This is a genomic window from Paenibacillus sp. FSL R5-0766, from assembly GCF_037971845.1.
In the GTDB taxonomy this organism is placed as follows: domain Bacteria; phylum Bacillota; class Bacilli; order Paenibacillales; family Paenibacillaceae; genus Paenibacillus.
The window spans coordinates 5,011,256-5,036,775 of the sequence record NZ_CP150227.1 but is presented as its reverse complement, the minus strand read 5'-3'; the positions used below and the strand labels follow the sequence as shown (position 1 = coordinate 5,036,775).

General features: G+C 47.4%; 16 protein-coding genes. 5 read left to right on the top strand and 11 right to left on the bottom strand.

Going from position 1 to position 25,520, the window contains the following annotated elements; all coding sequences use genetic code 11:
• Positions 1-78: 78 nt before the first annotated feature.
• On the bottom strand, positions 79-1,251 hold the full coding sequence (locus MKY66_RS21780) for an aminotransferase class I/II-fold pyridoxal phosphate-dependent enzyme (RefSeq protein ID WP_076214107.1): 1,173 nt from the start codon (positions 1,249-1,251) through the stop codon (positions 79-81).
• Between the two features lie 94 nt (positions 1,252-1,345).
• Positions 1,346-3,421, bottom strand: a complete 2,076-nt coding sequence (locus MKY66_RS21775) for a methyl-accepting chemotaxis protein (protein ID WP_179088559.1) — start codon at positions 3,419-3,421, stop codon at positions 1,346-1,348.
• A 261-nt stretch (positions 3,422-3,682) separates the two neighbouring features.
• On the opposite strand from MKY66_RS21775, the gene MKY66_RS21770 reads away from it, so the two are divergent.
• Positions 3,683-4,711 carry a hypothetical protein gene (locus MKY66_RS21770; RefSeq protein ID WP_076214110.1) on the top strand — a complete coding sequence of 343 codons (1,029 nt, stop codon included), beginning with the start codon at positions 3,683-3,685 and terminating at the stop codon, positions 4,709-4,711.
• Positions 4,712-4,791: 80 nt separating this feature from the next.
• Here the strand turns inward: MKY66_RS21770 and MKY66_RS21765 are convergent, their stop codons facing one another.
• The 4 genes from MKY66_RS21765 to MKY66_RS21750 form a co-directional block, all read right to left on the bottom strand.
• Positions 4,792-5,511: an SDR family NAD(P)-dependent oxidoreductase gene (locus MKY66_RS21765; RefSeq protein WP_076214113.1), complete on the bottom strand. Its 720-nt coding sequence runs from the start codon at positions 5,509-5,511 to the stop codon at positions 4,792-4,794.
• 175 nt (positions 5,512-5,686) lie between these two features.
• A complete protein-coding gene (locus MKY66_RS21760; RefSeq protein WP_076214116.1) occupies positions 5,687-10,657 on the bottom strand; it encodes a discoidin domain-containing protein in 4,971 nt (1,656 codons plus the stop codon).
• Positions 10,658-11,040: 383 nt separating this feature from the next.
• The gene (locus MKY66_RS21755; protein ID WP_076214119.1) at positions 11,041-13,104 is read right to left on the bottom strand and encodes a family 43 glycosylhydrolase; all 2,064 of its coding nucleotides are present in this window, start codon (positions 13,102-13,104) and stop codon (positions 11,041-11,043) included.
• A 33-nt stretch (positions 13,105-13,137) separates the two neighbouring features.
• Positions 13,138-15,078: a carbohydrate-binding protein gene (locus tag MKY66_RS21750; protein ID WP_076214122.1), complete on the bottom strand. Its 1,941-nt coding sequence runs from the start codon at positions 15,076-15,078 to the stop codon at positions 13,138-13,140.
• Positions 15,079-16,001: 923 nt separating this feature from the next.
• Here MKY66_RS21750 and MKY66_RS21745 point away from each other — a divergent pair.
• A complete protein-coding gene (locus MKY66_RS21745) occupies positions 16,002-16,361 on the top strand; it encodes a hypothetical protein (RefSeq protein WP_076214124.1) in 360 nt (119 codons plus the stop codon).
• Positions 16,362-16,394: 33 nt separating this feature from the next.
• A complete protein-coding gene (locus MKY66_RS21740; RefSeq protein WP_076214127.1) occupies positions 16,395-17,837 on the top strand; it encodes an exosporium glycoprotein BclB-related protein in 1,443 nt (480 codons plus the stop codon).
• Between the two features lie 179 nt (positions 17,838-18,016).
• Here MKY66_RS21740 and MKY66_RS21735 read toward each other — a convergent pair whose 3' ends face one another.
• The 3 genes from MKY66_RS21735 to MKY66_RS21725 all read right to left on the bottom strand — a co-directional run bounded on the left by MKY66_RS21735 (position 18,017) and on the right by MKY66_RS21725 (position 21,992).
• On the bottom strand, positions 18,017-19,966 hold the full coding sequence (locus tag MKY66_RS21735; RefSeq protein ID WP_339805876.1) for an AraC family transcriptional regulator: 1,950 nt from the start codon (positions 19,964-19,966) through the stop codon (positions 18,017-18,019).
• Between the two features lie 471 nt (positions 19,967-20,437).
• On the bottom strand, positions 20,438-21,454 hold the full coding sequence (adhP, locus tag MKY66_RS21730; protein WP_076214130.1) for an alcohol dehydrogenase AdhP: 1,017 nt from the start codon (positions 21,452-21,454) through the stop codon (positions 20,438-20,440).
• Positions 21,455-21,575: 121 nt separating this feature from the next.
• Positions 21,576-21,992: a DUF1801 domain-containing protein gene (locus MKY66_RS21725; protein ID WP_143760359.1), complete on the bottom strand. Its 417-nt coding sequence runs from the start codon at positions 21,990-21,992 to the stop codon at positions 21,576-21,578.
• 279 nt (positions 21,993-22,271) lie between these two features.
• Between MKY66_RS21725 and MKY66_RS21720 the strand changes: the two genes are divergently transcribed.
• Together MKY66_RS21720 and MKY66_RS21715 are read left to right on the top strand one after the other, a co-directional pair.
• Positions 22,272-22,556 carry a winged helix-turn-helix transcriptional regulator gene (locus MKY66_RS21720; protein WP_339807182.1) on the top strand — a complete coding sequence of 95 codons (285 nt, stop codon included), beginning with the start codon at positions 22,272-22,274 and terminating at the stop codon, positions 22,554-22,556.
• A 2-nt stretch (positions 22,557-22,558) separates the two neighbouring features.
• Entirely contained in the window at positions 22,559-23,596 is a 1,038-nt protein-coding gene (locus tag MKY66_RS21715; RefSeq protein ID WP_076214135.1) for an FAD-dependent oxidoreductase, read from the top strand.
• A gap of 103 nt (positions 23,597-23,699) precedes the next feature.
• Here the strand turns inward: MKY66_RS21715 and MKY66_RS21710 are convergent, their stop codons facing one another.
• Together MKY66_RS21710 and MKY66_RS21705 are read right to left on the bottom strand one after the other, a co-directional pair.
• Entirely contained in the window at positions 23,700-24,461 is a 762-nt protein-coding gene (locus MKY66_RS21710; RefSeq protein WP_256704298.1) for an ankyrin repeat domain-containing protein, read from the bottom strand.
• Positions 24,462-24,526: 65 nt separating this feature from the next.
• Positions 24,527-25,429: a phosphotransferase gene (locus MKY66_RS21705; RefSeq protein WP_076214138.1), complete on the bottom strand. Its 903-nt coding sequence runs from the start codon at positions 25,427-25,429 to the stop codon at positions 24,527-24,529.
• Positions 25,430-25,520 lie beyond the last annotated feature (91 nt).

The following is a 25,520-nucleotide window of genomic DNA, read 5'->3' as shown; positions in this document are numbered from 1 at the left end:
ATACCTGATTATAACAACCCCAAAAAACGCGAGCCTGCTCCGGATTCAATCCGTCGCAGCTCGCGTTATTGGCTAATCCTACATGTTTCTGAGAATGCCGCTGTCCTCAACAGAAGCCACTGCTCGGAGAAGGTTCTCATTATCCTGCACCAGTGCCAGTCTGATATATCCTTCACCCGAAGGGCCAAAGGCACTTCCGGGTGTTGCGATGACGCCTGCCCGGCTGACCAAGTCCATGGTGAAGTGTTCAGAACTCTCATAATGAGCGGGAATCCGTGTCCAGATAAACATGGTCGCTTCGGGCTTCGTTATTTTCCATCCGAGTCTACTGAAGCCTTCGCACAGGATGTCCCTGCGCTGTTCATAGATTGCTCTGACCCGTTCAACCTCGGATTGACCTCCAGTAATGGCGGCAATTGCTGCTTTTTGGATCGGTAGGAACATCCCGTAATCCATATTGGATTTTAGCTTTTTCAGCATGGAGACCATGGTTGTATTGCCCACACAGAAGCCAATTCGAGCTCCGGCCAGTCCGTACGTTTTTGATAGGGAGTTGAATTCCACACCGACGTCCATGGCACCAGGAAACGCAAGGAAGCTTCCACATGACTTTCCGTCAAATACGAGTTCACTGTACGCGTTATCGTGGAGCACGATAATATCATACTTCTTCGCAAAGGCAATCAGGTCAAGATAGAACTGATCCGGTGCCATCGCGGTTGTTGGATTGTTGGGATAGGAGACCAGCATGAATTTCGCTCGATGAGCGATATCTTCCGGTATATCCTGAAGCTGAATAACATACCCGTTTTCTTCTTTTTGCGGCATATAATACAGTTCTGCACCTGCCAGTAACGGTCCATCCGCGAAGACGGGATAGCAGGGGTCGGGGACTAGCACCACATCACCTTCATCGACAATGGAGAGGGATATATGTGCCAGCCCTTCCTGTGAACCGAGCAAGGAACAGATCTGTGTTGCCGGGTCTAACTCGACCTGATAGCGCTGCTTGTACCAATCGCTTGTGGCTTGCAGCAACTCACTCTGATCATTCACAGCATATATATAATTAGCCGGATCAGCTGCGGCCTCGCATAGTGCAGTTATAATATGCTGCGCAGGTGGGATATTCGGCGTACCCACACTGAGATCAATAACGGGCTGCCCGTTTTCCAGTCTGCGGCGTTTGATCTCCAGCAACCGGGTGAAAATTCCTTCATTGAAATGATCCATTCGTTTGGCAAAGTTCATGATGATGATTCAGCCTCCAATCCTCTTCGTACGCATATTCATTAATAATAAATGGACATCGACTAAAAGAGAAGAGCAGGGGAAAGCTTGCGGATCATGACTTTACTTTAAACTGGCTTAATTCGTCTTGCAGTTTGCCAGATAGCTGGTTCAACTGTTTCGACAGATCCGCTACCTGTTCGATACTATCCAGCTGCTCCTGCGTGCTGGCGCTTACTTCTTCCGTCGATGCCGAGTTCTCCTCTGTGGTGGAAGAGATAATCTCCAGTGCTTGGAATATCTCATCTTTGTGCTTGTGTACATTGGAGGTATTGTTGGTAATCTGCATCATACGCTGCTGTAGATCTTTCAGGTCTTTGTTAATACTAAAGAATACATGTTTGGTATCTTCTACGGATTTGGCATTCTCCTCCGCAATCTTCATACCGCGCATGGTATGTTCAACCGACAGGGTTGTTTTCTCTTCAATAACATTCACCTTTTTGTTGATTTCCTCTGTTGCCTGAGCCGTCTGTTCTGCAAGTTTGCGGACCTCTTCAGCAACGACGGCAAATCCTCTTCCATGTTCGCCAGCACGTGCAGCCTCAATAGAGGCATTCAGGGCGAGCAAGTTCGTCTGAGAGGCAATCTGTTTGACCGTATCCACAAAACTGGATATTTCATTCCGGCTTATATCGATCTCCTGAATGATGGAGGACACCGCTTGGGTGGACTGATGATTTTCCTCGGACCATTTCGATAATTGTTCCACGACCGCAAGTCCTTGGCTGCTTTGATCAGCAGATGTCTGCACGACCGTCCCCATAGCCTGCGCATCGGTAGCAATTTCATCAATTTGGCTGGATAACGAGCCTGTTTTGCGTAAAATATTTTCCGTTTCGATGGACTGATAATTCGTTGCATTGGCAATTTCGTTGATGGCTGTCGATGTATCATTCATAGTCACAGCTGTTCGAGAGGAGATGGCTTGCAGATCATTCGACGACTGGTTCAGGATTTGCGCCGAGCTGCCGACCATTTGCAGCATGACCTGAATTTTCTGCACCATGGAATTCAAACCTGTAGCGATCTGTCCAATTTCATTATTAGATTTGATATCCAGTTGGACAGTCAGGTCACCTTGTTCAATCTGTTTAATCTTGGCCAGCAGCTGTGGTATGGAGCGTAACAGACGGCGAAGGGTAATGTAACAGATAATCACAAGCAGAAGGGTGGCTGCAGCAAAACCGCCAAGCGTAATCCACGTGAATGTTTTTAATTCCGCGAGAACTTCTTCTTCGGATATGGTCAGACCAACGGACCATCCCGTATCTTTGCTGGTAGCGTAGCCGATATATCGACGTTCCCCATTGTCGTTCATAAGTTGTACGCCGTTTTCACCCGCAAGCATTTTCTTGCCGATGTCTCCCATGTCCCCCGTACTGTTCAGGATGTTCTCCTTCAATACCTTCTCTTGATCCGGATGGTACAGAATTTCCCCGCTCTTGGATAGCAACATGGAATAGCCCGTGCTTCCAAGGGAATAACTCTCCATAATCGCCGGGATATCCTTGAATGCAATATCCGCTGCGGCAAAGCCGATCGTGGTGTTGTTTTCGTCTTTGATCGGATAAAAGATACCCATGAGTACATCGCCTGCTGCAATATCAATGTACGGATCGGAGAAATAAAGTCCGTCTGCGTCAGTAACCGGCTTGTAGTATGGACGCGACTGGATATCAAAGTCCGGTGCAGATACGACACCATCATTTTGAATCCAAAAGCCTTTTCCATCCAGACCCGCGACCCAGGCATCGGCAAACGAAGGCTCTGCCTTAACGATAGCGGCCAGTGTCGCCTGTGTTTCCGCAGCGTAGGTAGAACTTGCCGCATCGGCAGCAGATGCTGTTGTTTCTATGTATTGCTGAAATAATGTGTTGGTGGACATTTGCTTGACCAGTGCGCCCTTTTCCTTGAATAATGCATCAAATTCACTAACAATGGCTTGTGTCTTGGTCTGGAGCATGGATTCCTGCTGTTTCACCAGAATGTTTCGTGTGCTTGCAAACATAAATGTTCCCAGCACGGCAAAGACAACTACGATAATGACCAGCAGCACAATGGACAACGTATTTGCCATACTGGATGTCCGTGCTCCCGTTTTCCCCCACTTGTTCAACATGTTCGACATATTCCATCTCCCCAGATGAGTAATTAAAAGCTCAAAACGCCTTAGTTATATGTCGGCATGATCTATAGTTTTATGTAGATTTCTGTCGAATAATCCTGAAAGCAACGGGAAGGAAAGGCATGAGTATGAGAACAGTAAAGGGGAGGAACGAAAAAAAGAGGAAAGGAATGAAAAAACGGGGATCGGTGGTGGTGGTTCATCCAGGCGATCTTGTTTATAATGGAATGAATTGGAACTATGGGAGGAAAAGGGGGATTATCTGTGAGTGAGTTATGGCATGCATCAATACAGGGGGTTCCATGGAATGCCGAAAAGATGCACCAGGCGGTGCATCTGTTGCGCCGCAGAGCAACGGTTCATTTTCGCGTTGGCGCGGATACATATGAGGACCTTGCCGAGCTCGATGCCAAAGTATTCTTTGCCCGGCCGGATCTGATCCTGCACATATCACATATGGACCCTAAAGGGGTATATTCATCCGGATTTCTGGGGCGACTGGCACAGTTGAAACATGTCTCTGCCTTGCAGCTTGATCTTTCACAGGCACAGGATTTGACGATTCTGGGTGCGATGGAGCAGATGCAGTTTCTAAGATTGAATTCACCTGCAAAGGCGACCGTGCTCGACTTTATTAAACACTACACACGATTGACCTTTCTTGAACTGCGTGGCAAATTCAACGGATTTGCTTCCATTGCGGCATGCCTCCAACTGCATACGCTCATTCTGAACTGCGCGGTCGAAAGTGTTGATGTGTTAGCGGAACTGCCCATGCTTCAGTATCTGTCCCTGGATCACTGTGAGTTAAAAGGGGGACTGGATGTATTGACACAGTCGACCATATCGATGTTAAAGCTAAGCTCTGTTCGCAAGCTGACGAGTATTCAGGGACTCGAACAGATGCGCGTGCTGGAATATCTGCATCTGTCCTTGCCCAAGCTGGAGCATTTATGCGACTTTTCCCATATGACCTCTCTCAGACAGCTCGAACTGGACTATATGAAATCGTTACGGGATACCAAACATCTATGGACAGCCCGTGCTTTGGAGTCTATTGAACTGAAAGAGATGAATACGGCGCTCAAGGCGAATTCTTTTGCTGGACTGACCGGGCTGGAGCATTTGCGCCAAATCGATTTTCGTTTTATTGATGTTAACAAAGGACGAATTGCAGCTATGCGTGATCACCTGGCCAAGGCCGGAAAATCCCATTTGTTATATGAAAATATCCCTGAGCATGAACGCCTGAATTCTATAGGTATTGCGCACTTATCGCATGTATTAATGTAAACGGGCTTCTGGTCCAGCGTGTGTATACAGAGCGCACTCCGGTGAACGGACCGATTGAGGCGGCCAGATGTCATTTCTATCTAGGTGTTCGTATCCGTTAAGGCGGGTATGTTGATCTCTTTCACGCAGGCCGCTTTGGACAAGCTGATGATGCATCGAACGATGGCGACCATATCCTGCAGGGGAATGCGGGTCCCATCATACTCGGCCAGTGTACGTTCCATCCCGTCTTCATACGGAATTTCTGCCGCCAGTTCTCCCGGGTTGATGCATGTCACCGCGATGCGGTCATTTCTCGTATGTTCTCTTAGAGCTTCCGTAATACCCCGTATTGCAAATTTGGAGGCGACAAAAGAAACCTGGCTGCTGCCTGCATTGCTCAAACCGGCTGTTGAACCGATCAGGATGATCTTCCCTGCTTCAGACTGGCGGAGCTGAGGCAGTAAAGCCTGTATACATATAATCGTAGAAGTCACATTCACATGGATCAGCTGACTGATATCTGCGGGTTCATCCCGATCAAACGTATAGTGCTCTTCAAATCCTTCCTTTTCCCAGATCCCCACGTTATAAATAAGCACATCCAACGTCTCGCCTTGAAGCTGGCTGGCAATATGCTCCGCGGCCTGAAGCTCAGAAAGATCAGCCTGAATCCATATTCGCTGGACGCCATCCTCCACGGACAGACTTTCCGGCTTGCTGCGAGAGACCACCCAGACCTTATCACCGGATTGTGGCACACCTCTGACAAATGCATCGCCTAATCCCTTGCTTGCACCAAAGACAATTATATTTTTCAAATAAAGCCCTCCTTATCGATTAGAAATTAATAATTTTTACATTAATCTATATCTTACTATAGAGGTGATACATGGAACATGAAGTTTACATGAGGTATGCTTCATCCTTGTCAAAGAAAAACCACCCCTGCCCCGCAAGGACGGGAGAGAGATGGTTGGAGAGATCATGCTGACATTAATGGTAAAGTTTTAACTCGGCAATGGACCACCACCACTCGGGAGTGTCCGCGGTCAAAACAATTTTGATGTATCGCGCCGTTTGTTTGGAGAACGTTTCTGAGATGGCTGTTCCTGTTCCCAGGGATTCCGTAACCCCATTCCAATGCTCGCCATCATCAGAAGTGAAGAACTGGAAGCTGCGAGCATAATCGTTACTGCTGCTGCCCGAGTCCATTGTCAAGCGGCTGAAGCTCTGCTTGCTTCCCAGATCAATCTGGACCCATTGATTGGCATGTTGACCAGATGAAGAGGTCCAGCGCGAATTCAGATCGTCGTCGAGCATCGCCGCAACATCTTCAGAGGTGGAGGCAGTCGCTGTCCATGATGTTCGATCCAGTTCAACAGGTAGCAGATGATCCTGTTCCCCGGATATCCAAGGTGTCTGATCAGCGGTATAGACCTCTAATTCAGCCACGGACCACCAATGAGAATCGGTACCCGTCTGTACGACCTTAATATAACGTGCCTCATGCGGTGTAAAAGCGATAGAAAGTAGCGCATCTGATCCTTCACCCGAAGCCAAGGCTTTTCCCCAATGCTCTCCATCCAGAGAAGTATATATTTCATAACCGCGAGCAAAGTCTTCCCGGCTGTGCGCGCTGTCCAGCACAATCCGATTCACTTGCTGCGAGGCTCCCAGATCAAGCTGAATCCATTCGCCGCCTGTTTGAGTCTGACCGGAGGTCCAGCGTGTTTGGTCCGAGCCGTCGAGTATAGCCGCTGCATCGTCTCCGGAGGAAGCGGTCACGGACCAGCCATCTGGCAGCAGCCTCTTTTGTTTGCCCGTTCCATTATGATGAACAAACAACTCGGAGATCGTCCACCATTGATCGGAATCCCCGATCTGCACCATTTTCACATAACGTGCTTGCTGTTCAGGGAAAGTGATGGACATGCGTCCAGGCGTGCCTTCGCCGCCCGCAATGGATGTGCCCCAGTGTTCACCGTCATCCGAGACATAAATCCGATACTGTCTCGGATAGTCTTCTTTCGCATGGCCCGGGTCCAATTCTATGGCATCGAACAAACTCTTCTGGCCGAGGTCAATGGTAATCCATTGTCCTTTGGTTTGCTTCCTACCGTTTGTCCATAGTGTATCTGAACTTCCGTCCAGCATATTGGCTGTAACATCTGCTCCTTGAGTAGAAGAGGCGGTTACGATCCATGAAGAGCGATCTGGAGGCGGTACGGGCTGTGGGAGCTCTGGTGTTGCTTCAAGTTTGCCAAATCGGGCAAGCTTGAGTTCAGAGATCGACCACCAGCTGTCTGCAGAGGAAGTCAATACAATTTTGACATAACGGGCGGTTTGCATGCCCAAATCAACGGACAGACTTGGAGATGTTCCTGCTCCCTCTGCGATAGGCTCGCTCCAGTTCTCGTTATCTTTGGATACGTAGATTTCGTACCCGTGAGCATAATCACCGCCGTTGTTGCCGGAGTTCATGAATACCGTATCCATAAACTGTTCGCCACCCAGATCGATATGCAACCAATCGCCGGGCTTCTGAATCTGTCCGGATGACCAGCGTGTAGTCAGATCACCGTCCACCATGCGCTCTACCGGCTCCGAACTGGAGGATGCCGTAATGGTCCATTGGCTCCGATCGAGATAGACTACACCCTGAGAGGCATCCGGCTGTTTAACGACGGAATGTTCCAGCGGGTTAACCTTTACTTGCGCTTTGGCATACACGGTAGCCGAACCCAAAGCGCCATGGGCATTGTAGAAATGAACTGTTTTGACAGTGTCGGACGGATTCCAGATTTGCGCTGTATAGACGCCGTCTTTTTCATACACAGTTGCTGCCGGATCATCTGCCCATATATCCATCGTGCGTGTTCCCGTAGAAGCCATGCTGTGCATGAACCAGTACGCGTTAAAGACTTCATTTTGCTGCATCTCACTCGTATTCCATTTGGCTAGAGCACCTTGCGGGTCTCCAATGGACTGGAATGGCCAGATAATATGCTGCCATGTGCGCTCCTGCTGACCACCCAGGTCCTTAATGAGACCATTGTAGAGAGCCTTAGTATTCTGCGGATTACGTCCATAATAGGTCATCCATTCCGCTGGCGGCAGCCAGTGAATACCGTAAATATGCTCCGCCTCATTAGAGAAGTACGTTCCATACAGGTAGGCGCTGCCGTACACATGACCTACCGTAGCGTGTTGGTAATCCTCCAGCCAGTTATCCCCGTCATAGTTAAACCAGTATTGCTCGGCAGCTTTCTCTTCGGTCATGAAGCCCCAGATCCCGGTGTCGCGATAGGCTTTGTTGCCTGTCACCTCACCCCACATATATTGGCCGACCCAACTAAAGAGGGCTTCACCTGCGGCCTCCTGGTTATTCCCGCTGCGATTATCGGCGTAACCACCTGCCCAGGAGTGACCTGCGTACGGATCAAAATTGCGAAGCCATGGAAACTGATCATCTGTCCTTGAAGGATTGGCATAGTCCCGAATCAGAAGCTCAACCATGTCGCCGTAATCTTGCAAGAATGTTTTGTCATATGTGGCCAGTACAGCCGATGCAAAAACGTAATAACCGTAGGTGAAATGATGATCTGTCAATCCCGTATTAACACCGAATCCGCTACCGTAAGGGAAGATGGTTCCCCATTCATCCGAATAATAAAAATAATACGAGTGCAAAGGTTCGTCCGGCGAATAGGTATACCAATCTGTCAAAATGGTTCGAAGCAGGGACAGATAGTTGTCTCGTCGTACCGTATCTCCTATCTGGTCGCTGATGAGTACACCCAGCGCAAGCGGATGAAGCTTTTTCCCTTGCCAGTAAGGATCCTCGCTCATCAGATTGCCTGCCGTATCCGCGTCAAGCTGATCCAGATAGCTGATTAATTGTGCACGCGAGTAGGTTGGATCATCTGGCTCCACAAATTGCGGAATAATGCCATAGAATCGATCCTGTGTCGTAAACGTATTGCCTTCACTTACTTTCATCATGCCGCGAATGGAAGGGTAAGCAAGCTCCGTTACCGGAGTAGTCGCTAGTTTCCATTGGTGCGGCAACAAGGCCATCAGTGTCTCGGATGAAAAGCCTGCACGCTTCGTCCGGGTTACCGAGTTGAAGGTAGTCGTTACCAGTGAAGTGCTCTCATTATAATTGTAGTCCACTGTTGTATCGGTTACAAAGGCGTAGGCATGCCGGTAATAATAAGACAGTTCTGCCGCGGACGGCAGGGTAGCCAGTGACAGATAGTCTTCGCTCTGGCCCAGCTTGATTTTGAGCGTATTGCCAAGTTTCATAAATACGGTTCCTTCAGGTGCAAAGATCCCGTAGTTTCTTGTAAAGGTCTGAGGCGTGGGCGCTCTGTCCTGATTGGTTACTTCAACACCGATATGATCGGCCGTCAGCGATTCTCCATCATTCAGAACAATTTCACGGTTCTGATCATCGAAGAGACGTGTGATGTTGGGAGAACGAACAATAATGGTATCCGGGTTATCGAAGGTGTTGTACAGGAAAGGGGAACCTTTCACAAACGTGGTATTCATTTTGGCTGTGTCATCATCGCTCATGATGATCGTTGCGGAATAATCCCCATATCCCGCCACCTTGGTATTTACCTCCGCCGGGTTCATATTGCTGGTGCTCATGATCAGATCTGGTTCACCGTCAGCGTCCATAGAACCGCCATCAGCCGAAACGTAACCAGCTCCGGGATTCAGAAGTTGAAGTCCTTGTTTGGTATATCTGCTTTTAAGCGGGAGTGTGACCAAACTGTTGCCATCCCCCAGATCGGATACAAGAATAGACTGCCACCAGTCATTGGAAGGGAGGGGCGCTGTGATGTCAGCCGTGCGATTTTTCGGGTTTTTCGGCTGCAGCATGGTGATGTCATTTACAGCGTAACTGCCGGAACCCACCTTTACCGAGGACGGTGCAGGGATATTCGGAATTGTATGCACAGGTTTGGCATCGCCTTCGATATACTCGTAGACGTCGAATGCGTACAGGGAGTATCCGTTGGTTGTTCCTCTGCCAAGTCCGGCTAATTTCACATACCGTGCTTCGGCGTATACCGGAATCTCATCCCGTCCACCGTCGCTGTGCAGTTCCCGGTATAATGTAGTCCACTGGTCTGCATCATTTGATACTTGAATATCGTATGCACGTCCAAAAGCGTTTTCCCATTGTAGGGATACGTTCCCGATTTCCCGGACTAGTCCAAGGTCTACAACAATCCATTCCTGATCCTTGTAGATGGAAGACCAGCGTGTATCCGGACGGCCATCCGTTACATTCCGGGCTTCGTAATTCCCTTTTTCCATTTTGGCTTTATCCTCGGCTGAACGGCTTGGCTCATCAATTTCTTCCGAAGACGCTGTAACCGGTTGTCCTAGTGCAAGGTTCATTGCTAATGGTTTGGGAGGTGGATTTGCCCCGCCCGTCCCATATACATTGAATTCGTATACAGAGACACCATAGGCTGGCTGTGCTCTTTGATGACTGAATAAGCGCACATATCGTGCCTCCGCTGTGACCTCAATTTCTGTCAGGCCGCCTTGCCCCTTTGTTGTCGAGTAAACAGACTGCCAGTTGACCTCGTCGTTGGATACTTCCAGATCAAAGGCGGAAGCATACGCATTTTCCCACTGGATGGAGATGCCCGAGATGGAGGCCACCGTGCCTAAGTCAACATAGATCCACTGCGGATCTTTCTGCCATATGCTTTCCCAGCGGCTGTTTTTGTTGCCGTCAACCACAAGATCTGCCGTATTGCCGCCCAGAGATGACGAACTGTACACAGGCCGGTTCAGGGATAACAGATGATGTTCCTCATCTGCGGCGTTCACTTTTGAGACCGGCCACAGCGGGATGCTGCTAATCAACAACAGAACAGATAACAGCAAGTTCATGTAGATGTTGCGTGTTTTTCCTCTTTGACTCGTTCGTACCTTCATATGACTACTCCTTTGTTAGCCCGTGCCATCTCACCAGACAGAGCTTCTCTTCTTCTCTTTCTCGCTACCGTATGTATCATTTTGTTTCCCGTGTTGCTTTTGTGAGATGTGAATCCAATGCTCAACACGGGATATTCAGGTGCCCCATTTTGTATATCGATCATTTTGTCTGGAATATAAAGGTTTTTTAATCGTTTTCGTGGAAAAAGAGACATATGTCCTACATAATGTATGGGGAATGTGCAACTGTGAAATCAAGGATTTTTGAAGTTAAAAGGTGAATCTCTTCATAGAAAATGTACTGAAAAGGACCTGGCTCCACACATGGTGAAGTCCAGGTCCTGATCAATAAGTGGAAAATTAATAACCGAATACAACTACATTTATTCTACGCGGAAATAATCAAAATCTGCATATCCTCCGGTAGACTTCGTTGCATAATTGAATAGTGCAAACCGATATCCCATAAAGTGTGGCAGGGTGTAAGACATTTGAAGTGTATTGCCAATGGTTGTCCAGTTGCTGCCATTCAGGCTATAAGCAAAGTAGGCTTTGTCGGTTTGGTTCGTAAAATCACAGATGACGCGGAGATAGATTCTGTTCTGGTTTAATGGCACAGTTGCTACTTCGGTCATGGTGCCGGAGCTGGCATTAGCCATAACGATGGATTTGGTGCTGCCCGTCATTTTTACGCCGACAAAACCATATCTGGCCTGAAAAGCAGCAAGTCCAGCATAATCACCATCCTTCATGCCGGCTGTATCCAAAGCGGTCATCCCTGTGCTTTTTGGACCAAAGGTTCGTTGTGTCAGGGTGTTGCGAGCTTCTAACAGGTTTTTGCTGATTTTGCCTGCAGTTAACCGCATGAAACCGGGCCGCTGGAGCAGGGACCAGTTGGCAGCATCAGGGTTATGATTCCACTGCCAGAAAGTAGCGAGACTGGATGTACCAGAAGATGAATTGCTCGTCAGGGAGACGTCATCCACATAAAACGCCATCAAATCATTGGTCGGGTCCGGATTCGAGTTATACGGTGTTTCCACAAAAATAAAGCTTTGGGACAGGTCTGCATTAGACGGAACGGTATACGTACCTTGAATGGTACCCCACTGTCCGCGGGTTAACGTCGCACTGCCCATAATGGTAATTCCGGTATAACTTGCACCGTTCTGGATGCTAAGATTGAACGTTTTGGTTGCAGGACCAGTAGTGTATTTGATCTTTGCCGAAAAAGAGTATGTTCCTCCGGGTACCAGCTTGCCTGTAACCATCTGTTTGGCTCCGCCTGCTGTCTGCTGTCTGCCGCTGACGAGCAGGCTTTTTGTACCGCTGAACGCTTCGGCATTTGTTAGGGTGATGTTCGCCGTATTGTTGCTGGTCCACGGCTGAATGCTGCTTGCCTCAAAGCCGCCGTTCACTAACAGTTGCGTTACTGAGGGTGTGCCTGATGTGGTTGCGTTGAACTCATCGGACCCGTGGATTTTGGCAGCAGGCTGACCTTCAACGGGCATATTCATGTTAAGGGGAACCTTGCCGTTCACCCCAAACACAGGCCAGTTATCAGACCACGTCACAGGAACGAGATAGGGGATGCGTCCAATGGCCCCGCTATCACGAAACAGCAAGCCGTACCAAGCGCCGGATGCGGTATCCACGATGCCTCCTTGGGCGATTCCCGAGTCTCTGAGTACAACTTTACCTGTGTATGGACCTGTCAATGTGTTTGCACGATAGGCAAGCTGAATGCGACCATCACCCGAAGGCCAGGCAATCAGGAATACATAGTACATGCCATTGATCTTCTGAATGTGTGCTCCTTCTGCCTTTACAATCATGTTGGAGCCGGCTACACTGCTTGCGTTTGGAATCAGGACCTGATTGAGCCCGCCGGACTTGACGGACTTGGCATCAGGTGTCAGCTCAACGATACTGATGTTATCACTGCCATGAACAAGAAAGGTTCGATTCCCGTCAAACAAAAGGGAGGGGTCATGGTAATAACTGTTCAATGTGTAAGGTGTCCATGGCCCTGTTTCAATATTGCTGGTTTGGTAAATATACGTCTTGCCCGTAGAAAGCGAGCCAAAGGCCACATAATACATACCGTTGTTGTACCGCAAGCTGCTCGCCCAGGAACCACGCCCATACTCGTTTTGTCCATTGTTCAGATTCTGTATGTCCCCGTTCCCAAGCGTATCGTATACATAGTTTACGATGCTCCAGTTGACCAGATCATAAGACTTCATGACGGGTACTCCCGGATTCATATGCATCGTTGTACTTGTCATATAAAATGCATTGCCCACCCGAATGACGTCACTGTCAGGAACATCCGCGTAAATAACCGGATTGCTGAACGTTGCGGCTGAAGCTGCCGGACTTGTCAAAGGGAATGATGTTATAAGCAAAGGAAGAGCGAGTAGAAGAGTACTGATTTTTTTCCACATATTCTATCCTCCCAATGGATCATGTCCTATGAATTAAAGCGAGTACTCCAGATAATCAATGTAAGCATCCCAAGTGCCATTATCCGTTGTTACGACCAGCTTGATTTCCTGATTGCCTGTAGCGTGAGTGATGCCGGTGAGGGTTTGAACGGTCGGCTCCGTTCCCGTGAAGTAGAAAGAACCAGCGGTTACACCCCCGATGACCAGATCAACACGGGCTGTATTATTGTTGTTGGAAGCGCCGCGGACAGAGAATTGATGGGTTGGGAATGCAAAATATTGATTGTATGCTGCATAATCATTGTTCCCGTAAAGAGCCACTCCATTAAAAGGGGAACTGACTACACCAGCGTATTGGCCGCCAAGCGTCATATTCTCGGCTTCGTAACGGGTAACGTTTGGATTGGGATTAGGATTAGGATTTGGGTTAGGGTTGCCGCCCGAACCGGATGTGAATTGCCAGTAGTCCAGTTTGAACAGATTTCCATTGCCCGAGCCTGTAAACACCAGATACAAACGATGTACCCCTGTAGCGTTGGTAACATTGGTCTCCATCTCGCGCCAAGTTTGCGAACCGCCAGTTGAGCTTACGTTAAGTGTTCCAACTAGTGGGCCTGTCGGACTGTCCAGTCGAACCTCGATGTTGCCATTTCCGGTAGAAGCGACATTGGCCTTGAACTTGGAGGCTCCAGCTGAGCCAAAATCAACATTGCCAACCGCGATCCAATCCCCGTTATGAATATTAGTGACATTCTGATTGGCTACAGGTCCACCGCTCGCTTGACTCGGTTCAGTGTTAATTCCTGCTTGCCAGCCAATGGTTTCGGCTTCCACGCGGACATACGGGTTGAGGTTAGTGGTCTGAGGTACACCTGTCATATTCCCCTGAACTTCCTGGATTGTTCCATCCGCATTATGTGTCAGTTTGTTGATATGTGTGGAACGGTACCCTTTACCATCACCGAGGAATGCCTTGCTTACCGTTTGCGCATGGTACGCCACATACCATTCGTTGTTGAATTGGAACACGGCATGGTGGTTATTGCCGCCTACACCGAAGAACGTGCCGGGATTTTTCAGAAAGTGTCCTTTATACGTGAAAGGCCCCATCGGGCTGTCGCTGACCATGTATCCGATCTCACCTTTTGGATATGCAGTGGGGTGTGTTCCCGCGAAGTTGATGCAGTAGGAGTAATAATATTTGCCGTTATACTTGTGGATGCCAGAATCTTCGAACATATAAGGAGAATCAATAGTCACAGCACTGCCCACCACACTGGTCATGTCGGCACCGAGACGAATGACCCGAGCTGTTTTGGGATTGGCAATGGAAGCAGCATTGGTATCGTTCGGGATGCCGCCTCCAGCATACAAGTAAGCAGAGCCATCATCATCGACAAGTACAGCCGGATCAAAGAGCCAGGTTACGCCGGACATACCCGGTGTACCGTGAGTCAGGAGGGCACGACCAATTGGATCGGACCATGGTCCAATGGGGGAATCAGCCGTGAGTACGCCAATACCTCCACCCGAGTTGGCAAAGTACAGGAAAAACTTTTCTTTGCCAGCAATGGTTTTCTTCGCCATGGCAGGAGCCCAGGACTGGGTAGCCCATTTGGCAATTCCTTGTCCATTATTGGCATTATTCGCACCCGCTACCGGGATGGAACCATGGTCTGTCCAGTTCACCATGTCAGCTGAGGAGATGACGTTAATTTTCCCGATTGTGCTGTACTGGTTCTCTCGGACAGAGCCGTCACTGTTGTACAGATATGCATCACCTGTCATGTAGACATAGACCCGATTGTTATGGACGAGCACATAAGGATCGGCTCCCAGTTTATGATCGATGAGGGGATTAGAGTTTCCAGGAAGTTTGGCAACGGCTGCATTGGCTGCATGGCTCGATTCAACGGGCAGGGTGACAAAGATTAGCAGACACGACAACAACAAAACTAGCGGTTTACGAATCATACGTTTCGCCTCCATGAGATTGGATTAGTTGGTGAGCTGAAATTCAGAATAACTGAGATGATGAAATGTCGAAAAAACGAAAAGATTTTCCTCATGTCACCCCCTTCTTGAAATAATGGTTAGGTTGGCTGTTAGGTTAAGTCTTCATGTTGTCATATATGGTTTAAGCCAAACGACCTGTGCACCGGGTACGTGGTCACGGCAGCAAGGGGAGTGGCTATAACCCGAAGTAAACCTGCATCTGTGGGTGCGATTAGAAAAGCTATAATCTGTCAGGTTTCTTTTTGTAATCGCTTTCAATAAAATGGGTTAGAACACTGAAATCTGGCGAAGAAAGAGGTGTGGTCACATTTAAATGTAATTATTTTTCATATTTTCTTTTAAATGTTTATTAACTTGACGATATCATATCACAATTTTAAGATAATACAATCTTTTTCTATTTTTTAGTAGAGGATGAAGAAGATCATTATTATTTCTATGTGTTTAACATTGGGCTTGATGGTAAAATACGATCTCGAATTCTATAAGACTACACTCTCAAGCACAGCTTTATCCGCCCCATCAAATAGATAGCAAAAAATAGATAGCAAATAAAGAAGTCTTAAGCTGTGACCGTTTCCCTGGAATCTACCGGGGGGAACGGTCATTTCGTTTTTTTCTGGAATCGATCCTGGTTATATAACAAAATCTACCCTTTCTTGCTGTCCAACTTTGACATTGCATAATTTCTTCTCTTTGTTGTACATATCCCAGTTTTTGTATAGCTAAAGCCCTGAGCGTAAAAGGTTGTTAAGTGATAATGGTGGATTGCCCCCTGTGTTTTGTCCACACCGTTGGTTGAGTGTTTGAATATTACTATCGAGTGAGCTTATGCCAAATACTGCTAGAGTCAGAGGTTCATAAAAGATGGGGTGAAAAAAATGGCTATTTTATCAACTGGGCCGATTGAAAACAATCCGGTTTCCGGGGTTAGACCGACCCAACAGGTAACGATTAGATTGGTAAGTCGGGCTGAGGTGGATTCTGTAACAGTATCCATTCAGGGGTATGTGCTAAGCACAACAAGAACGCTGTATGTGAGTGAAGTAATCAGTATTGCCCCTAATGAAGCAGTGACCAGAAATTATTTTGCTGATTTAGATGCTTTTGAGTTTGTTTTTGGAACAGATGTGGAAGGCGTGGAGGAAGTAGAGATTTCAGTGTGGGGCAAACAAGCCTCTGGACAATTGGTTGATGCACACCGAGTGGTAGAGCACGAAAAAACAGTTAATAACATCTAGCAGATCAGAAATCCCCAAAGAGGAGATGTAGCGATGAGCTTTTTATCAACAGGGCCGATTGAAAATAATGCTGTTAGCGGTGTAAGACCGACTCAGACAGTTACTGTCAGAATTGATAACCGTAGTGATGTGAGTACCTCAACCATACAAATACAAGGGTATTACATGAGTGGTGGAATGAGGGTCCTGTATGTCAGTGAGTCTTTTGACATCGCACCCAATCAAGTAATAACCAATAACTATTTTGCGAATCTTGATGCTTTCGAGTTTACTTTTACAACAACAGCGACGGTTAATGATCCTGTTCAAGTGTCCGTATGGGGTAAGAGCAGCACAGGCGCATTGGTAACAGCCCATCGTTTGGTTTCTTCCGAATTGCTGGGTGAAACCCCAAGCATCAACGGAGCTACAGGCGCAACTGGGGCTACGGGGGCGACAGGCACACCAGGGACAGCTGGAGTGACAGGTGCAACAGGAGCACAAGGCACAGCGGGAACAACAGGAGCAACTGGAGCAACAGGCACAGCAGGTACAACGGGAGTAACCGGAGCAACAGGCACGGCAGGTACAACAGGTGTAACAGGAGCGACAGGCACAGCAGGTACAACCGGAGTAACGGGAGCAACAGGCACAGCAGGTACAACGGGTGTAACCGGAGCGACAGGCGCATCAGGTACAACCGGAGTAACAGGAGCGACAGGCACAGCAGGGACAACGGGAGCAACAGGAGCGACAGGTACAGCGGGCACAACCGGAGTAACGGGAGCAACAGGCACAACAGGTACAACGGGTGTAACCGGAGCGACAGGCGCATCAGGTACAACGGGTGTAACAGGGGCGACAGGCACAGCAGGGACAACGGGAGCAACAGGGGCGACAGGCACAACAGGTGCAACGGGAGCAACAGGCACAGCAGGGACAACGGGTACAACCGGGGCTACGGGTGCGACAGGTTCTGGAACAATTATTCCTTATGCATCAGGACTTCCAGTTGCGTTGACTACAGTTTTGGGTGGACTTTTGAATACTTCCAGTTTAGTTGGTTTTGGCAACAGTGCTACCGGAGTAAGTGTTAACGGAGGAATTATTGATCTCACAGGCGCTGCAGGCACATTGCTTAACTTTGCTTTCTCGGCATCGCGTGCAGGAACGATTACTTCACTGGCCGCTTATTTCAGCACGACAGCCGGACTTAGTTTGGTTGGATCTACAGTAACCTTAACTGCACAATTATTCCGTTCCACTACACCTGATAACTCCTTTACAGCTGTACCGGGTGCATTGGTAACCTTGGCTCCTCCACTGACCGGCGTTTTGGCACTGGGCACAATATCCAGCGGAGTGACTACAGGACTGAGTATTCCGGTATCTGCCGGTGACCGCCTGCTTATGGTGTTCTCAGCATCAGTAACAGCCGGAATTGATGTGGCTACATCCATAGCCGGATATGCAAGCGGAGGCCTTACCATCACTTAACGGAAAATGGGCTATATAACAAGTTTAAAGACAGGGACCCTTGCCAACATGGTGAGAGGTCCCGTTTATGTGTGTGCTTTTGTTTTCAAACTCTCTTTAAATGAAAGATAAGAACTATACAAAAATACAAAAGGGCGAGGATTGCTCCTCGCCTCGTACATACCGTGGTCTACTCAATTTCACTCTGTTTTGGTTAGGCTGTCTACGACAAATTTAAGTTGGGCTTCCAACGAAATTGGGTCACTAAACACGAAGCCACGGCTTTCCTCGCGATAAACGTGATTATTCTGGACAGCAGGGAGGTTATCCCAAATAGGGCCATCAAAAACGGAATCCCCACTCTCATCACCTGTCCATCCACTAATAAAGATATAATCTCCTGCGTATTGTGGTAACAATTCAAGTGATAACTTGGCCCAACCTTTGCCGCTATCGATGGCTTCCTTCTGAATGATCGGCGGTGCCTTCAGACCAAACTCACCATAAATAATATCTCCACCTCTACCAAAGCTCCCGTAGGCATAAAATTCTTTGGCACTTCCCGTATCAAAAATCGAAACAGTGCGATCACCTACCGCTTGCTCCACGAGTGGTTTGTATTCAGCGATCTTAGCGTCCCACTCTGCGATCCAGGCTTTCGCTTGCTCTTCTCTACCAGTCATCTTGCCAAAATCCATCAATTGCTGCCGTAGAGGTACTCCATATTCAACAGCGACGGTCGGCGCAATTTTGGACAGCTTTTCGATCGTTTCAGGGTCATTCCAAACGACAATTAAATCCGGCTGCAACTCCATGATTTTTTCGTAGGGTACATCGTTACCGATGTTAACAACGTCATCGAGCTTACCTTCTGTATAACTGTTAAAGGACTCATCACCGGTTCCAACAGGCTTAAGGCCAAGAGCTAGCAAATGACCGGTAAAGGCTCCTGCAACCATTACGACCCTTTGAGGTTTTTTGGGGATTTGTACTTCACCGTTAACCGCAGAATAGGTTACCATCTCCGAGCTGCCGGTTGTGGTGTTACTGATATTACTCTCTGCACCTACAGTTGGACTTTGCGTACTGCCAGTGCTTCCATTCGTACTTGCTGGCCTGGAACATGCGCTAACCAATAGAGTTAGGCACAACAGTAGGGTAATTCCTACAGGTAGTTTGTTTCTATACATCCGTAAATCTCCTTTTTCGCTATGTTGATAATGATTATCATCTCTGATATCAATATAACGACGGAGTTTACGGGGAGCAATGGATGATCGAAGCCTAAGGATAGGACGATAAGAACCTCTTGTCACTTGTCCGGACTCATCCTTGAATTGCTTTGGTGTGACTCCCGTATGTTTTTTGAACATTCTTATAAAATAGGATACATCAGCATATCCGACGCTTGCACCGACTTCTTGCAGAGATAACTGGGTCTTTTGCAGCAGCGTTACTGCTTTGTTCATCCGAATACCGATTAAGTAATCGATTAGACTTGCGCCAGTTTCACGACGGAAGTACTTGGACAGATAAGGGACACTGTAATGGAATGTACGAGCAAGGGTTTCTCGCGTCAGCGGCTGGGCGTAGTGCTCCTGCATATAGCGAATAAGCTGAGAAGCAAGGTTAGGCCTAACAATGCTGACCTGTTGTTGATCCATTTGTCTGAGTAATTCATATACAAATTGATAGAATAGTGTTTTGGTATGGAGTCGCTCCAAGCGTCCCGGTTTATTCCACTCGCCCAGCATTCGCTCAGTGATTTCGTAGAGGATGGCAGGATGATATGGAATAAAACCGTACTGGAGGTGGAATGGCAATGGTTGATCCGGTTGTTGAAGTGTATGCTGCTTGCCAGGTAGCGGTAAGGAGGCTTTATAGAAAATCAGGTAATAATGAAAGGATTCGTTCGTTGGGATGATGTCCAGACGGGTGTTTTTGCCCCCATGAAGCATATAAAATGGTTTGGTAGCATGCTCATTTCCGTCTAAGATCACGGTTGCATTGCCATTCGTTACGTACAAAAAGGCGCTGGCAGGGAACAGGTAAGGACGTACGCACTCGTCGGCCTGTATGACAATATGTCGTACATCCATGATTTTGAGCGATGCACAATTCCAGATGAGTATGTGTTCTTGTACATTCAAGGTTGCTTTCAATAGAGAGTTGTCTTCCTTCCATGAGCTGTTGAAGCCAGCCTTTTATGTGGTGAGGTTATTATATAATAATATTAGTGGCTACTTGCAAAAAACTGAAATACAGCCGCTGCAATGCGATATACATATTCCGAAGTCGCTATTTTAGCGGCTTCGTATGCATGGAGGGAGGAAAGCGACATGTGAGGCCAGTAGATACATTAAAGGATCATACGAACAAGTGCTCTGTGAAGAGCGTTTTGAAAGTGTTTACAGAAAACGAGCTTTACCATCCTGCTGACTTGGGGTATAAAAATACCAAAAGTGATCTGAAATGTGTACGAAGGCTCTGACTGTAGGGTAACAGGACAAAAAAACAGACTATGATTTATAATCATAGCCTGTCAGCGTTCAGGACATTGGGGTTAAACTAAAGCTGCAACGGGTCCCCGGGTTACAATCGGATCTGACATTCTGGTCGCATTACTTCGTAAAATCAATGACCATGCGCCCCTGGATTTTGCCTTGCTCCATCTCCTTGAAGATGTGGTTAATGTCTTCAATCTGACGTTTGGCTACGATGGGAACGACTTTGCCTTCTGCGGCAAACTGGAAAGCTTCCTTCAAGTCTTCCCGCGTGCCGACCAAGGAGCCGATAACTTGTATGCCGTCGAGAACCAGACGCGGAATATCAAGATCCATCTTGTCCGTCGGAAGTCCTACCGCGACGACCCGAGCGCCTGCTTTTACAACATCGATGGCTTGATTAAAAGGCGTTTTCGCAACAGCGGTAACTACGGTTGCATCCAGTCCATACCCGTTCGTTAACTCTTTGGCTCTGGAGACCGGATCTTCCTTCAAGCTGTTAACCACATGGTCGGCACCGACCTTCAGCGCCAATTCCAGTTTGTCTTCACTGATGTCAAAGGCTATGACTTTGGCATTGAACACATGTTTTGCATACTGCACAGCCAGGTTACCCAAACCACCGATGCCGAAAATCCCGATCCACTGCCCAGGTTTGATATTGCTTACTTTCACCGCTTTATAGGTGGTAACCCCGGCACAAGTTACGCTGGTTGCAGCAGCAGGATCGAGATTATCCGGTACCTTTACCGCATAATCGGCTGTAACGATGCATTGTTCCGCCATTGCGCCATCTACCGTGTAACCTGCATTCTTGACCACACGGCACAGCGTTTCCCGCCCGGTCAAGCAATACTCGCAGTGACCGCAGCTTTCGAACAACCAGGCAATGCTGACTCGATCACCGATGCTTAGGCTGGTTACCCCTTCCCCTAATTGAATGACTTTTCCAACGCCTTCATGACCGAGAATCCTGCCCGTAACATCGCCAAAATCCGCATTTTTTACGTGTAAATCCGTGTGACAAACTCCGCAATATTCAGTTTGAACGAGAGCTTCGCCATATTTCAGGGGGCGCAGTTGTTTTTCCTCTACACTGACCCTCTTGTCCTTTGTCACAACTGCAGCTTTCATCTGAATTCTCCTCTGATTAGCAATCTGTATTCGTTGTTGAACTTGAGCAAATGCATTCCAACTACCCAATATGATTTGAATTTGGTTCTGAAAATATGCAAGAAATAGCCCATAACCTTTATTACAATCCAAGCATTGGAAGGTGTTTTCGGTAATGATAAGTGAGAGATAATAAAATGCATTGTTTTAATTCATCTATCGGCATTTCCTCATTATCATTGAACACAATTGCCCGATTGCCTTCAAAGTTAAGTTCACTAAAAACTTCCTTGAATGTAGCAACAAGCTTAGTGTTGCAGTTAAAATACATTGCATACTGTTGTGGATTTGACTCTTTCCAAGCTATTCTGATTGTGCTCCCATGTTTTGTGACGTAGCTAGGCTCACCCCATTTCAGGGTTTCTTCCAGGTGGTCAATGCCTTCTGTTTCTAATGCTGTGTCCAGAATCAATTGGCGTAGAAACAACAACCTCTGCTGAATATGGTTCGGATAATGTTCGAACACCGCTGCTACCTTTACGTTTTCAAGCATACTCATGCTAATCAGTCCTTTCCGAAAATATGTGATATAGAATGATTTCTTCGTCAGTAATCTTTTCGTATCACATTTCCGCTCCAATATCTTTTTTTTCATTATAAACAGAATACCCTACAAGATGGGCTTTTTCCAAAGTGTCCATCTTATTGGTACATTTTAAATTGTTCAATTTCGCTATCTGCCTCTATACTAAAGTGAGAAAGATCAATCAGGAAGTAGGCACTTAACCTGACCAGAAAGAGAGGAATACAATTGACTTTCAGTGAATTATAAAAAGCGATTCCAGATATTTCGAAAAAGATGCTGACCCAGCAGTTAAAAGAACTGGAGTATCACGATTTTGTGCATCGTGAAGTATATGCCCAAATTCCGTCTAAGGTCGAATACTCGATTACGGAGTACGGACAGCTCATGAAACCTGTGCTCCAGACAATGAGCGACTGGGGCGCTGGCCATATGAAGCATATGGAAAGCTGTACGGCGAAGAAGACGAAAAAGGAGCAAACCCATCCGAACTTCGGAAAATCGATTCCTTGGGGTGATAGGGTGACAAGGGAGAGTTAGTTTTGAATAAACAAAAAATTGTGATTATTGGTGCAGGGATTGTTGGGGCGTGTATGGCCTATCATCTAGCCAAACGAAATCAAGATGTAACTGTTATTGAACGGCACTCAGCCGCGGCGCGTGAAGTCACGGAAAAATCATTTGCCTGGATACATACGACGCATAGAGTGGCTCCTGAATACTGGCATTTGTACGATGCAGCTGTGGAAGAATATCACACACTTCAGCAAGAGTTGTCCGAACTGAACATTCTTTGGCATGGCGCGCTAACTTGGGACACTCCGCCTCTAAGGGAGCAACACTTTCAAAAATTAAACCGGGAGCAGCTTGAGGCATTGGAGCCCAATCTGAAGGAATATCCGGATGAAGCCATGTTTGTCAGCGAAGAAGGTGCGGTGGACCCTATAGCGGTAACGGAGCTGTTGTTGAGCAAAGCGCAAGAGTACGGAGCAAAGATTCAGTTCGACACCAACGTTACACAGCTGAAGCAAGAGGGCTCCCGTTTGGTTGGTGTTCATACATCCAAGGGTTTTGTGGAGTCGGATGTTGTGGTATTGGCCGCAGGAACAGGTACACCCGAACTTTGTAACCCGTTAGGTTGTCACGTGCCGGTAACTTCGTCACCTTCGATTCTAATTCGGATGAAAACTGCGAATAAACTGATACACACATTAATCTCCAATGCGCAATTTGAAGCGCGTCAACTGACAGATTATACGCTGCTGGCTGCGGAAGATTATATCGACGAGTCGGAGGAAAACGGACCACAGGCGGTCGGTAAGCGAGCTTACGACACATTGCGTCGCAGTCTCAAGCACGGAAATCAACTGGAACTGGAGAGCATAAAAGTTGGATGGAGACCCATGCCTGAAGACGGTTATCCGATTGTGGGCTTCCATGATCACATTGATGGACTTTATCTGACGGTAATGCATTCTGCAATTACACTGGCGCCGCTGATTGCGCATTTGGCTGCAAGTGAAATTATTGATGGCAAATCAAGAAATGAATTAGACCCTTGTCGCCTCTCCCGGTTTTAGGATCATTTGTTGGAGTCTTCTACACTTCCCCAGTAACCACCGGATTCTCCTCATAACTATATTCGCAGCCACTGGCGATTGGCAATTTCACGCTAGCATTCATCTACTTGTGAATCTCGCTAGCGGATTTGGCACCATGACTCTCAAGCCACGGGATCAGTTCAGCAGAAAAATTACGTTTTGCTGTGTCCAGTGGAGTCATTCCATCCCAGCTGGCTATCCAGTTCAGTTCGGCGCCTTGTTCAAGAAGGTACTCTGCTGTTTCTCTTTGACCTCCATGGCAAGCACACCAGAAGGCAACGGTTACTGCATCGGGAGGAGAAGGGGAGGTGCTTGTTCCCCAAGGATAACGTCTCGGGAGTTGGGCCCCTTTAAAATGTTCTTGTATAGCGTGAATATCTCCAAGGGCGGCCGCATGCCAAAGGGCAAAGATCGCGCCGCGCTCAACCAAGCGCCGTGCTGCATCCCATTGTGCAAAAGCAATAGCATCATCCAGCGGCGTGCCACCGGCGATCACCGCGCCAGGCGTTTCAATGTCTGCACCAGCATCAAGAAGGGCATCAAGCACTTGAACATCATTGGAGCTTGCAGCCCAATGCAAAGGTGTTTCTATGTTTGGACCGACAAAAGGAGCGTTCACTTCCGCACCAAACTTGGTCAATACTCGCACGGTATCCGCTCCATTAGGGAAATGCCCCGGCCAATCCGTCACCACGTGCAGCAGCGTTCGTGAGATACTGGAGTCTGCATCTACGTTGTCAGGCTTTCTTTCCAATATTCTTATCTTTGCCAATCCCGGATTCTCTGCCAGCAGCTGCTCTAACGTTGGAATATCTCCAGTGTGAATGGCTTGAATAACGCTCACTGCAAGTTTTTCATCTTCGTGAATAAACTCCATGCTCAAATCTCCTTCCAGGCTCGTATCCATATTCATGAAAGCATCTGAACTGCACATCTGGCATGATACTCTGCGAGACTCCTAGCAAATTGCTGATCGGGGAATTGTCTGTGAAGCAGTTTCAGTCCTCCTGATATCAAGGACAAATGATGGCAAAATCGATAAAATGTCATCCGCTCCGGGTCGAGATCGAAGAATCCTGCGCCCTCAATATCAATAAGGCATGGTTGCATAGCATGATCTATCCATATATGATCCGGACCTAACTCTCCATGAATGAAACTATAGAGATCTCTGGGTTGAATGGCTGCTTCCAACTCGTAAATTTTCTCAAGCAGCCTTTCGTTATTTTTCCTGATATCTGTCATGTGTTTGGATGCATAGGATAAGGCTGTTTGGGCAGCCAACCGCTGAACTTGGTAGCAAGGCCCAGCCTTTTTTCTGTTATCGTTGGCGCTTTCATAAACGTTTCTTTGGATGTTATGCATATTAGACAACATATCCCTGATCCGTTGAAACAACTCATCCCGATCTTTGTGATTTTTATGCTGGAAATAGGCTTCGGCTTTCTGTCCATCCACATACTCAACAAGAGCAAAATCATAAGAGTGCTGGTCTCTATCGTTATTTAGATCATACAAGATTGGTGTTCGAATTCCATGTTGAGCGAGAAAGCGAGTATTCAAAGAGAAAAGTTCGCTGCCATAGGAACTGTGAAAAGTGGGTTCACTCAAGATCTCTTCCTGAAAATAGTTGCTGGAAATATCCCAAACGTACAACATACAAGTGAAACCATTTGTGCAATCAATTTTGTAAATGACTTTTTGTGCGCCTCCATGTATTCTTGCGATCTGCGTTATGAGGTAACTGGCTCCAAATACATTGTGCACATAATCCTGTAATTCATCACGAGTAAGATGGCTGTTGGACATCATAGACTTATGCTCCGTTTCAACTGTATTTTGCCGGCCAGCAACCTAAATATATAGAATATTTTCCTAAAAATATAGACTGTTTCTTTTCAAT